The sequence below is a fragment of the Sphingosinicella soli genome, from assembly GCF_014199685.1.
GTDB lineage: Bacteria > Pseudomonadota > Alphaproteobacteria > Sphingomonadales > Sphingomonadaceae > Sphingosinicella > Sphingosinicella soli.
This window is the reverse complement of record NZ_JACHNZ010000004.1, coordinates 67911-81683: the sequence shown is the minus strand read 5'-3', so window position 1 is coordinate 81683 and position 13773 is coordinate 67911. Positions and strand designations below refer to the sequence as shown.

General features: G+C 66.0%; 15 protein-coding genes. 13 read left to right on the top strand and 2 right to left on the bottom strand.

Annotated features, from left to right (window positions below):
• Nucleotides 1–3: 3 nt before the first annotated feature.
• Complete coding sequence (locus GGQ98_RS02995) at nucleotides 4–1224, bottom strand: CaiB/BaiF CoA transferase family protein (protein ID WP_184064876.1); 1221 nt, start codon at nucleotides 1222–1224, stop codon at nucleotides 4–6.
• A gap of 74 nt (nucleotides 1225–1298) precedes the next feature.
• Here GGQ98_RS02995 and GGQ98_RS02990 point away from each other — a divergent pair, with 74 nt between their 5' ends.
• On the top strand, nucleotides 1299–1919 hold the full coding sequence (locus GGQ98_RS02990; RefSeq protein ID WP_184064875.1) for a hypothetical protein: 621 nt from the start codon (nucleotides 1299–1301) through the stop codon (nucleotides 1917–1919).
• Nucleotides 1919–2320, top strand: coding sequence for a hypothetical protein (locus GGQ98_RS02985; protein ID WP_184064872.1), 402 nt, complete (start codon nucleotides 1919–1921; stop codon nucleotides 2318–2320). Before GGQ98_RS02990 ends, GGQ98_RS02985 begins: the two co-directional genes overlap by 1 nt.
• A gap of 4 nt (nucleotides 2321–2324) precedes the next feature.
• On the opposite strand, the gene GGQ98_RS02980 is transcribed toward GGQ98_RS02985, so the two are convergent.
• A complete protein-coding gene (locus tag GGQ98_RS02980) occupies nucleotides 2325–2996 on the bottom strand; it encodes a TetR/AcrR family transcriptional regulator (RefSeq protein ID WP_243451658.1) in 672 nt (223 codons plus the stop codon).
• Nucleotides 2997–3149: 153 nt separating this feature from the next.
• Between GGQ98_RS02980 and GGQ98_RS02975 the strand changes: the two genes are divergently transcribed.
• Genes GGQ98_RS02975 through GGQ98_RS02930 form a run of 11 tightly spaced genes read left to right on the top strand, consistent with a single transcriptional unit; the run spans nucleotide 3150 to nucleotide 13770 of the window.
• Nucleotides 3150–4316, top strand: coding sequence for an amine dehydrogenase large subunit (locus GGQ98_RS02975; RefSeq protein ID WP_184064866.1), 1167 nt, complete (start codon nucleotides 3150–3152; stop codon nucleotides 4314–4316).
• A complete protein-coding gene (locus GGQ98_RS02970) occupies nucleotides 4313–4813 on the top strand; it encodes a MauE/DoxX family redox-associated membrane protein (protein ID WP_184064863.1) in 501 nt (166 codons plus the stop codon). The genes GGQ98_RS02975 and GGQ98_RS02970 overlap by 4 nt, the downstream gene beginning before the upstream one ends.
• Nucleotides 4810–5394, top strand: a complete 585-nt coding sequence (locus GGQ98_RS02965; protein WP_184064860.1) for a redoxin family protein — start codon at nucleotides 4810–4812, stop codon at nucleotides 5392–5394. Before GGQ98_RS02970 ends, GGQ98_RS02965 begins: the two co-directional genes overlap by 4 nt.
• 12 nt (nucleotides 5395–5406) lie before the next feature.
• Nucleotides 5407–5958 carry a methylamine dehydrogenase light chain gene (locus tag GGQ98_RS02960; protein ID WP_184064857.1) on the top strand — a complete coding sequence of 184 codons (552 nt, stop codon included), beginning with the start codon at nucleotides 5407–5409 and terminating at the stop codon, nucleotides 5956–5958.
• A complete protein-coding gene (locus tag GGQ98_RS18235) occupies nucleotides 5958–6164 on the top strand; it encodes a c-type cytochrome (RefSeq protein WP_243451657.1) in 207 nt (68 codons plus the stop codon). Before GGQ98_RS02960 ends, GGQ98_RS18235 begins: the two co-directional genes overlap by 1 nt.
• 26 nt (nucleotides 6165–6190) lie before the next feature.
• On the top strand, nucleotides 6191–6403 hold the full coding sequence (locus GGQ98_RS18230; protein ID WP_243451656.1) for a hypothetical protein: 213 nt from the start codon (nucleotides 6191–6193) through the stop codon (nucleotides 6401–6403).
• Entirely contained in the window at nucleotides 6403–6867 is a 465-nt protein-coding gene (locus GGQ98_RS02950; RefSeq protein WP_184064854.1) for a cytochrome c family protein, read from the top strand. Before GGQ98_RS18230 ends, GGQ98_RS02950 begins: the two co-directional genes overlap by 1 nt.
• Nucleotides 6868–6892: 25 nt before the next feature.
• Complete coding sequence (locus tag GGQ98_RS02945; RefSeq protein WP_184064851.1) at nucleotides 6893–9100, top strand: TonB-dependent receptor; 2208 nt, start codon at nucleotides 6893–6895, stop codon at nucleotides 9098–9100.
• Between the two features lie 28 nt (nucleotides 9101–9128).
• Nucleotides 9129–10532: an aldehyde dehydrogenase family protein gene (locus tag GGQ98_RS02940; protein ID WP_184064848.1), complete on the top strand. Its 1404-nt coding sequence runs from the start codon at nucleotides 9129–9131 to the stop codon at nucleotides 10530–10532.
• Nucleotides 10529–12130 carry an AMP-binding protein gene (locus tag GGQ98_RS02935; protein ID WP_184064845.1) on the top strand — a complete coding sequence of 534 codons (1602 nt, stop codon included), beginning with the start codon at nucleotides 10529–10531 and terminating at the stop codon, nucleotides 12128–12130. Before GGQ98_RS02940 ends, GGQ98_RS02935 begins: the two co-directional genes overlap by 4 nt.
• A complete protein-coding gene (locus tag GGQ98_RS02930; protein WP_184064842.1) occupies nucleotides 12103–13770 on the top strand; it encodes an AMP-binding protein in 1668 nt (555 codons plus the stop codon). The genes GGQ98_RS02935 and GGQ98_RS02930 overlap by 28 nt, the downstream gene beginning before the upstream one ends.
• Nucleotides 13771–13773 lie beyond the last annotated feature (3 nt).

Here is a 13773-nt window from a genome sequence, read left to right as displayed (position 1 = left end):
GCTTCAGGCGCGGGCGTTCGTTTCCACGACGCCCGCCGCCGCCAGCGCATTGATCTCGGCATCGGACAGTCCGGCGGCGCGAAGCACGTCCGCACTGTCCGCGCCGAGTTCCGGCGGCGCCTTGGCATAGTCGGGCGGCGTCTTCGAAAAGCGCATCGGCTGCGCCATCGTGCGCACGGTTCCGGCAAGCGGATGCGTCTGTTCGATCACTAGGCCCCGTGCCTTTGTCTGCTCTTCGGCAAACGCCTGCGCCAGATCGTTGACCGGCCCCGCAGGCACGCCCGCCGCGTCGAGCGCCGCGAGCCAGTGCTCGGCGGTCTCCTGCATCAGCACGGCCTCGATCTCCGCGACCAGCGCGGCGCGGTTGGCGACGCGCGCGGGGCTCGCGGCGTAGCGTGCGTCCTCGCCCCATTCGGGCCGCCCCAGCGCGTTCGCGAAAGCCCGGAACTGGCCGTTGTTGCCGACCGCGACCGCGATGCGGCGCGTGGCGGTGGGGAAGTCCTGATAGGGCACGATGTTGGGGTGCGCATTGCCCATCGGCCGGGGCACCTTGCCCGAAACGAGGTAGTTCATCGCCTGGTTCGCCATCCAGCCGAGCGCCGTGTCGAACAGCGCCATGTCGATATGCTGTCCCTCGCCCGTCGCGTCGCGGTGGCGGATCGCCGCGAGGATGGCGATCGTCGCGTAGAGCCCCGTGGTGATGTCGGCGATCGCGACGCCTGCCTTGGTCGGCGGTCCCCCCGCCGGCCCGGTGATGCTCATCAGCCCCGCCATCGCCTGGATGACGAAATCATAGCCGGGCCGCTCGGCATTGGGGCCGTCCTGCCCGAAGCCGGTGATCGAGCAATAGACGATGTCGGGCTTTACGGCGGCAAGCGCGGCATAATCGAGGCCGTAGCGGGCGAGCCCGCCGGCCTTGAAGTTTTCGACGACCACGTCCGCGCGTTCGGCAAGCGTCCGCACGACCGCCGCGCCGCGCGGGTCGGCGATGTCGATGGCGAGGCTCTTCTTGTTGCGGTTCGCCGAGAGGTAATAGGCCGCGTCGCCCGGTGTCCCGTCCGCATCTGCGATGAACGGCGGGCCCCAGCTTCGCGTGTCGTCGCCTGCGCCGGGGCGCTCCACCTTCACCACCTCGGCGCCCAGATCGGCAAAAATCTGGGTCGCCCACGGTCCCGCGAGCACGCGCGAGAGATCGAGAACCTTGAGCCCGGAAAGCGGTCCCATCGCGATTGTCTCCTTGGATTCGGCGGCGACCGCGCTATCAGTTCGCGGGAAGGACGCCAAGCGAGGACAGGATCATGCCCATAGACATCACCGCGCTGCTGACATTCGGCCTGCCCGGCCTTGTCATCGGGCTGGCGCTCGGCTGGCTGCTGTTTCGCGGCACCGCGAAACTAGAGCTTGTGCAGGCCGAGCACGATCAGACCGCCTCGCGGCTGGCGAGTGCGGGCGCTGAGATCGCGCAGTTGGAAAAGGATCTCGCCTCGGCGCGCGATCAGGTGAAGCCGCTTGCCGACGAAGTCGATCGGCTGCGCCGCGAAAAGGCCGCGCGCAAGGCGGCAGCGCCCGGAACACTGCCGGCAGACAGCGCGCCGAGCGCAGCGCCGACCCCCGGAATCGGCTGGAAACCGGGCCGCAAGCTGCCGACCTTCCTCGAAGCGCCGATCGGCCCGACGGACGATCTTTCGCTTCTGAAAGGCGTCGGCCCCCGTCTCGCCGCGCGGCTTCGCGAGATCGGTATTTTCTATTTCGCGCAGATCGCCGACTGGAGCCCCGAAGAGGTGAAGCTCGTCGATGCCAAGCTCGACAACTTCCGGGGCCGGATCGAAAAGGATCACCTGCTCGAGCAGGCGAAGCTGCTCGCAAGCGGACGCCTCACCGAATACGAAGCCCGCTTCGGCAAGCTCGGCAGCGACTGATGCGCACCGTCTCGATCGCCTTTCTCACCGCGCTCGCCGCCTGCGGAAGCGCGCCTGAACCCGCGCCTGCGGAAAAGGCGGCAACGGCGGCAGTGGAGGCGCCCGCTGAACCTGCGGTGCAATTGCCGCCCCCGCCGCGCTACGTCGGCCGCTGGGCGGAAAGCGCCGATCAATGCACCGAAGGCTGGTGGCGTTTCTGGCACGACGAACTGCTCACCAAGGCGGGAATGCGCTGCGATATCCTGCCGCCCGACGTTGCGAGCGGCGATGAAATGCGGCGCATGGTCTGCCAGAGCGGCGGCAAGTGGTCGCGCGAAGAGTGGACCCTTGCGTATCCGAGCGCCAATACGATGACCGTGTCGCGCGACGGCGGCGCGCCGACGACCTTCGGGAAATGTTGATCTCTCACTGCCCGGTGGAAGGCTTTCGGATGTCGCCGGGCTTCAAGGATTTGATGAGCGGCAGATAGGCGCGGCAGGCGATGGTTTCCAGCCAGTCCATGCGGTGCCGCCAGGGTTTGTCATGGCCCGCAAACATTGTGGTGCCCTCCAGCGATGCTGAAATGAACAGGGCGACCGTTTCGCGCTCCTCCTCCGGCAGCGCCGGGTTGATCTCCGCGATGAGTTCGTTGAGCACGACGCGGGCGCGCCGGTAAAGCTCGTCCATCCGTTCGGATACGAACGCATCATGGTTGGCGAGCGCCCAGATTTCGGTGAAGAAGCGCGTCGTTTTCTTCGTGGTGATGTCTTCAAGGATCAACCGGACGATATTTTCGAAGCGCGCGTCGATGCTTGCGCCTTCCTCGTGGCTGATCGCCTCGAACGATTCCTCGTAACTGCTGATGACGGCATCGAAGAGCGCGCGGACGAGTTCGTCGCGGGTCGGGAAGTAATACGTGACGTTGCCGAGCTTCATGTCGCAGGCCTTGGCGATCGCCCGCATCGTCACCGCGCCGAAGCCCTGCTCGACCAGGATCGTGAGTGCCGCGCGGAGAATTTGCTCCACGCCGTCCTGCCCGCGCGCATAGCCGCCCTCGCGCGGCACCACTTTCAAATCCGGAACAATGAACTCAGGCAACATGGCACTCCATTCGACTCTTGCGGGTGCATAGCGTGCTGTTCTTGAACCGACAAATTAGTACACTTGACAAAATTTGGACATAAGACCTAAATCATTTCCGCATTTGAGGGAAGTGCGACTCGTCGAAAGACGATGCCGAGGGAGGGAATGATGTCACGACGCGCCGGGCTTCTGGCCGCCACGTTGCTGTTTGCCGCAAGCGACGCGCAGGCGCAGCAGGCATTCCCGCAGCCGCTTGCCGAAGAACCGATCCCGGTCGTGGAGACGCTGCCCGAACGCTATCCCGACAGCTTCGTTTTCGTGCACGACCTGCACTTCAAGAGCATTCCCGACGGGCGTGCAGCACTGGTGGATGTATCCAGTCCGGTGTCTTCGGTGAAGGGGCAGATCCCGGTCGCGCAGTTCGGCACGCTGCTGCCGTCCACGACGGGCAGCGAAATCTATGCGGGCGAAACCTTCCTCTCGCGCCTGACGCGCGGCGAGCGCACCGACGTGGTTTCGATCTGGGACAAGGCGACGCTGGCGCACAAGGGTGAAATCGTCCTGCCCGGCGGCAAGCGCGGCATGTTCGTGACGCTGAAGAACGCGATGCAGTTCACGAATGGCGAGAAGTGGATGCTCGTGTTCAATTTCACGCCGGGCTCATCGGTCACGGTGATCGATCTCGAAGCAAGAACGATTCTCGGCGACATCGACCTGCCCGGCTGCATGCTGACGTATCCGACGGGCGCGCGGGGCTTCACGTCGCTGTGCGCCGACGGCACGATGATGACCGTGCTGCTCGACGAGGTGGGCAAGGCGAAATCGACGACGGCGACCAGGGCCGTCAACGACATCGATAATGATCCGTGGTTCATGATGCCCGCGATGGCGGGTCGCACCGCGTGGTTCGTCAGCTTCAAGGGCAGGCTGCACGGCTTCGATCTGTCCGGTGACAAGCCCCGCGATCTCGGCGGGTTCGCGATGGTGCCGGGCGATGCCGCGAAGGGCTGGCGCCCCGGCGGCTGGCAGGTGACCTCCGCCGATGCGGCGGGGCATGTGTATGTGCTGATGGACCCGAACGGCGCGGCGGGCAGCCACAAGAACGGCGGCACCGAAGTCTGGGTGGCGGACACGGCGAAGAAAGCCGTCGCGCGCAAGATCACGATGCAGAACCACACGCTTTCGATCGAGGTGACGGCGGGCGCGAAACCCTACCTCGTCGCGTCGCGGCCCGACGGCAATCTCGACGTGTACGACGCGAACAGCGGCACCTTCCTGCACACGGTCGCACAGGCCGTGAACGACCCGATGACCATGACGGCGGCGGGCAAATGAGCTTCGCGGGCGACAGCATCGCGCTGTTCCTCGCGCTCGTGCTGCTGTCGGCGGCAGTGCAGAAGGCGTTCCAGCAGGACCGGATGGCGGCGGCGGCGGCGCGACTTGCCGGCACCGGCACGGGCTTCGGCAAGGCGCTCGCCGCCGCCGCCGGTGCGACCGAGTTCCTTGCCGCGATCGCACTGCTGTTCGCTGCGACGCGCCCGGCAGGCGCGGCCATCGCCGCAGCGCTCTGGCTTGTCTACGCCGTGCTGCTGGTGCGGCGGCGCGGCGAGGCTTTCGATTGCGGTTGCACCTTCGGCGCGCACGCCGCGGCTCCCCGGGTCTTTGCTCCGGCGCGCGCGCTTCTGTTCTCGGGCCTTGCGATTGCGGCGGCGCTGCTGCCCGCAGGCGCCTGGTCGCCCGAGCCGCTGTTCGCCGCGCTCGCGCTGTTCAGTCTGCAGTCCGCCGCCGGTGAACTGGCGGCCATTCCCCATCCGCATTGGAGGCACGCATGAGCCTGATTTTCGTCTCGCAGGTGCTGCTCTGGATCACCGTCGCCGTTCTCGGCGTGCTCGTCGCCGCGCTCGCGCGGCAGGTCGGCGTGCTTCACGAGCGCATCGCGCCCGCAGGCGCGCTGACGCTGCATCAGGGCGTGAAAGTCGGCGACGCTGCGCCGGAGATGCATGTGAAGTCGCTCGGCGGTGACGCCGTCGTGATCGGCGGCGCGCGCGGCCGCAGCCAGCTGATCTTCTTCCTCTCGCCCGATTGCCCGATCTGCAAGACGCTGCTGCCGGTCTTCAAATCTGCCGCCGCTGCCGAGCGCGGCTGGCTCGACGCGATCCTCGCCAGCGACGGCGAAGAGGCCGCGCACCGGCGCCTGATGATGGCCGAAGGGCTCGCGGCATTCCCCTACGTGCTGTCCGAGGATCTCGGCCGCCGCTTCGGCGTGTCGAAGCTGCCTTATGCGGTGCTGATCGGCGAAGACGGCAGGATCGCCTCGCTCGGCCTCGTCAACACGCGCGAGCATCTCGAAAGCCTGTTCGAAGCCAAGGAGCGCGGCGTCGCCTCGCTCCAGGACTTTCTTGCGAAACGATAGGGGGAAGCGGCCATGGCCATCGACAAGATCACCGAAGCGCTCACCCGGCGGGTGGCGAAAACCACCTCGCGCCGCAGCATGCTGACGCTGATCGGCGGCGCGATCACCGGCGCGGCGGCGTTCCCCGTGCTCCCCGTCTCGCGCGCCTATGCTGCGGCGAATCCCGCGCACGGCGGCGGCGGCGTTGCACCGCAACCCACGGGCAATCCGCAGGATCCCGGCGATCAGGCGTCGTGCGACTATTGGCGCTACTGCGCGATCGACGGTTATCTCTGCTCTTGCTGCGGCGGCACGGCGAGCACCTGCCCGCCCGGAACGGAAATGTCGCCGATCACCTGGATCGGCACCTGCCTCAACCCGGCGGACAACCGCTCGTACATCATCAGCTACAACGATTGCTGCGGCAAATCCTCGTGCGGGCGCTGTCTGTGCAACCGCAACGAAGGCGACCGGCCGGTCGTGCGCCCGCAGGAGAACAACGACATCAACTGGTGCCTCGGCACGTCGAGCGCGATCTACAATTGCTCGACCGCCGTCATCCTCGGCGTCGCGCTGGAAAAATGATGCTGCGGCGGCTGGCCATCACTGTTCTGCTGGCCGTGCCCGCCGCCGCCGCGCAGGCTGCGGACGGCCCCGCGCTCTACAAGCGCTGTGCGGCGTGTCACCTTGCGAGCGGCGCGGGTGTCCCGGGCGCCTTCCCGTCCCTGAAGACCGAGCCTGCGGCGCTTGCCGCAAAACCCGACGGCCGCCGTTTTCTGTCCTTTCCATAACGCGGGGCCTCTCCGGGCCGCTCGTGGTGGACGGCAAGACGTACCGCGGCGTCATGCCCGCGCAGGGCGGCATGAAGGATGACGACGTCGCCGCCGTGCTCAATCATGTGCTCGATGCCATCGCCGCGGCAGACAGGAAAGTGATGCGCTTCACCGCTGCCGAAGTTGCGGGCATCCGCGCCGGCGGCGCGAAATTGACCCCGCGCCAGGTGGCCGAACTGAAAGCCGCGATCAAGTGATGCGCGGCGTTCTTGCGTCGGCGATCCTTGCCGGAATTGCCGGGGCGGGGTTTGCCGCGCAGGGCGTCTCTCGCGAAGCGGCCGTTTCCAATCCCGCGCTCGCGCGGCAGAACTGGATCCTGAAATGCCAGGGCTGTCACCGGCCCGACGCGACGGGAACCCCCGAGACGACGCCTGCCATGGCGGGCATCGTGGCGAAGTTCCTGCATGTGCCGGGCGGACGCGAATACCTGGCGCGCGTGCCGGGCGTGGCGACGGCGCCGGTCAGTGACGCCGAACTTGCCGATCTCCTGAACTGGACGCTTTACCGGTTCGACGCCGGTCATGTTCCTGCGGATTTCAAACCCTATTCGGCTGCGGAAATCGGCAAGCTGCGCAAGGCGCCGCTGCGCACCGAAGCGCCCGCGATGCGCGCCGCACTCATGACGAAGATCAACGCTCTTGCGGAGGGTGACGACACGTAACTCGGGAAACAAAAAGGGGGAAGTCATGACCATGAAAACTTCAGGACGCGCGGCGCTTTCCGCCGCCATCGTGCCGGTCTTGCTTGCGGGCACCGCCGGTATAGCGAACGCGCAGGAAAATACCGCGGCAGCCGCCGACACGGAAATCGTCATCACCGCGACCAAGCGCGCCGAGCGATTGCAGGATGTGCCGATCTCGGTTTCCGCAATCGGCGGCGAACAGTTGCAGAAATCCCGCGTCACGACCGCCGACGATCTCGTCACCAAGGTCGCGAACCTGCAGCTCACCAGCATCGTGGGCGACAACACGCCGATCTTCGCGCTGCGCGGTGTTTCGATGTCGGATTACAGTCTCAACCAGTCGAGCCCGGTGGCGACCTATTACGACGAGGTTTACAAGGGCAATTTCGCGTTCCTCGGCGTCGCCATGTACGACCTTGAACGCGTCGAGGTTCTGCGCGGACCGCAGGGCACGCTCTACGGCAAGAACACCACGGGCGGCGCGGTCAATCTCATCAGCCGCGCGCCCGAACTCGGCGAAACGAGCGGCTACCTCAATCTCGGCTACGGCAATTACAACCGCATGGACGCGAACGGCGCGATCAACGTGCCGATGGGCGACAAGGCCGCCGCCCGCGTCGCGTTCAGCTTCGCGCGCGCCGACGGCTGGTTCAGGAACCAGCTCCCCGGCGAACCCGATCTCGCAGGCGTGCGCGAATATGCGGTACGCGCCTCGGTGCTGCTCGAACCGTCGGAGGGCGTGCGTTTCATGCTGCGCGGCTCGACGAGCTATCAGAACCCGCGCAACTACGGCATCTACGCGCAGCCTGCGGAGGTCCACCGCGCCGGTCTTAGCAAGCGCGAGATTGAGGCGAACGTCACCGAACGCCGCCGCGCGCGCACATACTCGCTGGCGCTCACCGGCAACATCGATGTGTCGGATGCGCTCACCGTCACCAGCATCACCTCGTGGGACAAGGGCACGCTCTCGTTCTATGAAGATACCGACGGCACCGCGACGCAGCTGCTGGAAATCCCCTATTACGACAAGGCCAGCCAGTTCGCGCAGGATCTGCGTCTCACGAGCGACACCGGTGGTCCGTTCGATTTCATTCTCGGCGCCTATTACAACCGCGAGAAGGTGTTCAACAACACGACGTTCGAAATCGCCAAGGATGTCGATTCAGACGGGCTTCCCGGCGTCACCGATGCGGACTGCGCGATCGGCCTGCCGCTCGGCTGCCTGTTCGCCAACAGCTTCGATCAGGTGAAGAAGAGCATCGCGATCTACACCGACATGAACTACGATATCACCGACGCGATCACTCTGCGCGGCGGCCTCCGCTACACGCACGATACGGGGCGGCAGACGGATTTCGAATCGAATGCGCTGGGGCCGAACGGCGTTCTGGTGGTGAACCTGATTCCGCCGTCGAACCTGCGGTACAGCACGGATAATATTTCCGGCAAAATCGGCCTCGATTTCAAGCTGGCCGACGGCAATCTGCTCTACGCGCACTACAGCCGGGGCTACCGGGCGAGCAGCTTCAACGCGCAGGCGTTCTTCGATCCGTCCGAGCTGTCGATTGCAAAGCCGGAGGAGGTGAACGCCTACGAGATCGGCGCCAAGACCCAGTTCGCGGGCCGCAGCGTGACGCTCAATCTCGCGGGCTTCTACTACGATTACCGCAACCAGCAGTTCATCAACGTCGACCCGCTGACTGCGGCGCAGACGCTGCTCAACATTCCGAAATCGCGGATCATGGGCGGCGAAGTCGAACTCAGCGTTCGGGCGAGCGACATGCTGTCGCTCCGCGCCGGGCTCGGCCTGCTCGATTCGAAGATCAAGGTCGGCACGGTGAGCGGCGCTGACGTTTCGGGCAATGAACTGTCGAACGCGCCTTCCGTCACCTTCAACGGCGGGGTCGATCTTACGGTCATGGATTCGAACTCCGGCAAGCTCAGCCTGCACGGCGACGTCAGCTATTCGTCGAGCCAGTATTTCGAAGTGCTGAACGTCCCGCGCCTGCAGCAGGGCAGCTACGCCATTCTCGGCGCGCACATTGATTACGAAACGGCGGACGGGCGCTGGAACGCGTCGATCTGGGGCAAGAATCTCGGCAACGAATTCTACTTCACCTCGCGCGTCGATCTGCTCGCGGGCTTCGGGTTCGATTACAATCATATCTCCGCGCCGCGCACCTACGGTGTCACGGTCGGTCACAAGTTCTGAAAAAGACGATACTGGGGAAGGATCGGTTATGGACGACTATCGGCTGCTGATCGGCGGCGCGCTGGTGCCGGGGGACATGACGATGGACGTCATCAACCCGGCGACCGAAGAGGTGCTCGCCGTGTGTCCGCGCGGATCGGAAGCCCAGCTCGATGCGGCCGTCGCCGCCGCGAAAGCCGCCTTCCCCGCCTGGTCGCGGCGTTCCATGCAGGAACGCCGCGATCTCCTCCTGAAACTCGCCGATGCGATCGAGGCGAAGTTGGAAAGTTTCGCCCGGCTGCTGACGCAGGAACAGGGCAAACCGCTCAGCGAATCGACCGCCGAGATCGTCTACACGTCGGCGTTCATCCGCTACCTTGCGTCGCTTGAACTCGAATCGAAACTGATCGAGGACAACGACAACCGCCGCGTCGAAATGCGGCGGCGGCCGCTCGGCGTGGTCGGCGCGATCATCCCGTGGAACTTCCCGGTGCTCATCGTGGCGTTCAAGATGCCGCTCGCACTGCTGGCCGGAAACACGATCGTCATCAAGCCCGCGCCGACGACGCCGCTGACGACGCTGAAACTCGGCGAACTCTGCGCGGAGATTTTCCCGGCGGGCGTCATTAACGTCATAACCGATCAGAACGATCTCGGCGGCAAGCTGACGGCGCACCCGGATATCGCGAAGATATCCTTCACTGGCTCCACCGAAACCGGCAAGAAGGTGATGGCGAGCGCGGCGTCCAGCATCAAGCGCATCACGCTCGAACTCGGCGGCAACGACGCGGCGATCGTGCTGCCCGATGCCGATCCGAAAACCATTGCGCCGGGCATTTTCGGCGCGGCGATGATGAATGCGGGGCAGGTGTGCCTCGCGGTAAAGCGCGTCTATGCGCATTCGTCGATCTACGAGGAACTCTGCGCGGAACTTGCGAGACTCGCCGACGAGGCGATCGTCGACGACGGGCTCGCGCAGGGCGCGCAGATCGGGCCGCTGCAGAACAAAATGCAGTACGAGAAGGTGAAGGGCTTCCTGGATGATGCGCGCGCGGCGGGCACGATCATCGCGGGCGGCGATGTCGTCGATCGGCCCGGCTATTTCATCCGGCCGACGATCGTGCGCGACGTGACGGACGGCACGCGCATCGTCGACGAGGAACAGTTCGGCCCCATTCTGCCGGTGATCCGCTACGACGATGCCGAAGACGCGCTGGAGCGCGCCAACGCCTCGCCGTGGGGCCTCGGCGGCTCCGTGTGGGGCAGGGATCGTGACACGGCCTACGACATCGCGACGCGCATGGATTCGGGCACGGTGTGGATCAACAAGCACCTCGATTTCGGGCCGAACATCCCCTTCGGCGGCGCCAAGCAATCCGGCATCGGCGTGGAATTCGCGGAGGAAGGCCTGCACGAATTCACGCAGGTGCAGATCATCAACGAAGCGCGATGACGGAGCAGCCTTTCGAATGGACTCCGCCCGTGCGGACCAATTTCGCGCGCGACCGGATGCAGCGCTTCGCGCGCGAACGCGGGGCCGATCGCGCGCTGCTGTGGGTCGATGCAGGCGGGCGCGTTGAAGACATCAGCTTCGCCGCGCTCGACGCGCGGGCGGCGAAGGCCGCCGCCGTTCTGAAGGGCGCGGGCGTGAAGCGCGGCGATACCGTGCTGATCCTGCTGGCGCGCGAGCTGGAATGGTGGGAACTGATGCTCGGCTGCCTGCGGCTCGGCGCGATCGCGTCGCCCGGAACCGTGCAGCTGATGCCCAAGGATATCGCCTATCGCCGCGCGGCGGCGAAGGCGGTGTGCGTGATCGTGGGGGCGGACATCGCCGACCGCGTCGATACCGCGCTCACAGGCGATCCGATAGCCAGGCTGCACATCGGCGGCCCCCGCGCGGGGTGGGGCGATTATTCCGCGCTTGCGGCGCAAGCCGAGCCGTCGGAAGCGATCGCCGACACGGCGTTCGACGACCCGGCGCTCTGCTATTTCACCAGCGGCACGACCGGCAATCCGAAGATGACGATCCACGGCGCAGGCTATCCGCTCGCGCACGAGATTACGGCACGTTACTGGCTGGATCTCGGCCCCGGCGACCTGATGTGGAACGTGTCCGACACCGGCTGGGCGAAGGCGGCGTGGTCCAGCCTGTTCGCGCCGTGGATGATGGGCGCGGGCATCTTCGCCTATCACGCGCCGGGGTTCGATGGGGAGGCGGTGCTCGGTCTTCTCGGCACCTATCCGGTGACGACATTGTGCGCGCCGCCCACCGCATACCGCATGTTCGTGCGCTCCGATCTCGGCACGCGCCGCTTCGAAACACTGCGGCGCTGCGTCAGTGCGGGCGAACCGCTCAACCCGGAGGTGATCGATCTCTGGCGCGCGGCGACCGGCCTTTCGATCCACGACGGCTACGGCCAGACCGAAACCGTGATGCTGTGCTGCAACCGTGCGGGCGCGGAGCGGCAGGGCGCGATGGGCAAGCCTGCGCCGGGCATCGATCTTGCGGTGATCGGCGAGGGTGGGCAGCGCCTGCCGCCCGGCGAGGAGGGCGACATCGCGCTGCGCGTGGCGGGAAGGCGCCCGCCCGGCCTGTTCCTCGGCTACCGCGACGACGACGCGCGCACCGCGAGCGTGTTCCGGGACGGCTGGTATCTGACCGGCGACCGCGCCTTCGTCGACGAAGACGGCTTCTTCTGGTTCGTGGGCCGCGCCGACGACGTGATCCTTTCGGCCGGATACCGGATCGGGCCGTTCGAGGTGGAAAGCGCGCTGTTCGAGCATCCGGCGGTCGCCGAAAGCGCCGTCGTGGCGAGCCCCGATCCGACGCGCGGCGAGGTGGTGAAGGCGTTCGTCGTCCTCGCCTCCGGGCACGGCGCTTCCGATGCGCTCGTCGAGGAATTGCAAACCCATGTGAAATCCACGACGGCGCCCTATAAGTATCCGCGGAAGATCGAATTCGTCGCGACGCTGCCCAAGACGGTGAGCGGCAAGATTCGGCGCAAGGAATTGAGGGAGCAGGAATGGTCCGGGGAGAATCGCAGGAACTGAGCCACGTCGTCGGTGCAAGCGCGCCGCCGCTGATCGAGAAGACGATCGGGGCGATGCTTGCCGATGCGGCGGCGCGCGATCCGGACGGCGAAGCGCTCGTCGTCCGTCATCAGGGTGTGCGGCTGACGTGGGCGGAGCTGAAACAACGCTCGGACGCGGTGGCGTGCGGGCTGCTCGCGGCGGGCGTGCGGCCCGGCGACCGCGTCGGCATCTGGGCGCCCAACTGCGCGGAGTGGACGATCCTGCAGTTCGCGACCGCGACGGCGGGGATGATCCTCGTCACCATCAACCCGGCCTACCGCACCAGCGAACTTGCCTATGCCTTGAAAAAAGTGGGTTGTTGCGCCTTGATTGCTGCAAAGCAGCATAAAACGAGCGACTATGTCGCCATGCTGCGCGAGCTGCTGCCGGAGCTTGAAACCGCAACCCCCGGACTCTTGATTGCGCGGAACCTTCCCGAACTTCGCCTCGTCGCCACCATAGGCGACGACGCCTCCGCCGGCTGCCTGTCGTTCAACGCGCTGGAAGCCGAAATCACCCCCGCGCTTGCCGCCATTCCGGTAGACGCAAGCGACGCGGTGAACATCCAGTTCACCAGCGGCACGACGGGCTTCCCCAAGGGCGCGACGCTGACGCACCGCAACATCCTCAACAACGGCTATTTCGTCGGCGCGGGCATCGGGCTTTCGAAAGCGGACCGCGTGTGCATCCCGGTGCCGCTCTACCACTGCTTCGGCATGGTGATGGGCAACCTCGCCTGCCTGACGCACGGCGCGACGATGGTCTATCCGGCGGAGAGCTTCGATCCGATGGCCGTACTGGAAACCGTGGCGGATGAGCGCTGCACGGCGCTCTACGGCGTGCCCACCATGTTCATCGCGGTGCTCGGGCGGCCGGAATTCGACAGCTTCGACGTGTCGTCGCTGCGCACCGGCATCATGGCGGGGTCGCCGTGCCCGGTCGCGACGATGCGCGAGGTGATCGACCGGCTCGGCATGCACCAGGTGACGATCGCCTACGGCATGACCGAGACGAGCCCGGTGAGCTTCCAGAGCGCGATGGACGATCCTATCGAGGAGCGCGTTTCCACGGTGGGCCGCGTGCAGCCGCACCTTGAGGTGAAGATCGTCGGGCCGGACGGCGAGACGCTGCCGCGCGGGGAGGCGGGCGAGCTGTGCACGCGCGGCTATTCGGTGATGCAGGGATACTGGGACGATGCCGCGCGCACGGCCGAAGCCATCGACGACGACGGCTGGATGCACACCGGCGACATCGCGACGATCGACGAGAAGGGCTATTGCCGCATCACCGGGCGCATCAAGGACATGGTGATCCGGGGCGGCGAGAACATCTATCCGCGCGAGATCGAGGAATTCCTGCTCACCCACCCCCATATCGCCGACGCGCAGGTGATCGGCGTACCCGACGACCGCTACGGCGAGGAACTGTGCGCGTGGGTGATGACGCGCGGCGGCGCGCAGCTCAGCGAGGACGAGGTCCGCGACCACTGCCGCGGCAGCATCGCGCACTACAAGGTGCCGCGCTACATCCGCTTCGTGGAAGCCTTCCCGATGACCATCACGGGGAAGGTGCAGAAATTCGCCATGCGCGAGACGATGATCGCGGAACTGAAGGGGTAGGCG

Coding starts and splice junctions, on each gene's coding strand:
- GGQ98_RS02995 (WP_184064876.1), bottom strand. CDS start 1,224: ATGGGACCGCTTTCCGGGCTCAAGGTTCTCGATCTCTCGCGCGTGCTC.
- GGQ98_RS02990 (WP_184064875.1), top strand. CDS start 1,299: ATGCCCATAGACATCACCGCGCTGCTGACATTCGGCCTGCCCGGCCTT.
- GGQ98_RS02985 (WP_184064872.1), top strand. CDS start 1,919: ATGCGCACCGTCTCGATCGCCTTTCTCACCGCGCTCGCCGCCTGCGGA.
- GGQ98_RS02975 (WP_184064866.1), top strand. CDS start 3,150: ATGTCACGACGCGCCGGGCTTCTGGCCGCCACGTTGCTGTTTGCCGCA.
- GGQ98_RS02970 (WP_184064863.1), top strand. CDS start 4,313: ATGAGCTTCGCGGGCGACAGCATCGCGCTGTTCCTCGCGCTCGTGCTG.
- GGQ98_RS02965 (WP_184064860.1), top strand. CDS start 4,810: ATGAGCCTGATTTTCGTCTCGCAGGTGCTGCTCTGGATCACCGTCGCC.
- GGQ98_RS02960 (WP_184064857.1), top strand. CDS start 5,407: ATGGCCATCGACAAGATCACCGAAGCGCTCACCCGGCGGGTGGCGAAA.
- GGQ98_RS18235 (WP_243451657.1), top strand. CDS start 5,958: ATGCTGCGGCGGCTGGCCATCACTGTTCTGCTGGCCGTGCCCGCCGCC.
- GGQ98_RS02950 (WP_184064854.1), top strand. CDS start 6,403: ATGCGCGGCGTTCTTGCGTCGGCGATCCTTGCCGGAATTGCCGGGGCG.
- GGQ98_RS02945 (WP_184064851.1), top strand. CDS start 6,893: ATGACCATGAAAACTTCAGGACGCGCGGCGCTTTCCGCCGCCATCGTG.
- GGQ98_RS02940 (WP_184064848.1), top strand. CDS start 9,129: ATGGACGACTATCGGCTGCTGATCGGCGGCGCGCTGGTGCCGGGGGAC.
- GGQ98_RS02935 (WP_184064845.1), top strand. CDS start 10,529: ATGACGGAGCAGCCTTTCGAATGGACTCCGCCCGTGCGGACCAATTTC.
- GGQ98_RS02930 (WP_184064842.1), top strand. CDS start 12,103: ATGGTCCGGGGAGAATCGCAGGAACTGAGCCACGTCGTCGGTGCAAGC.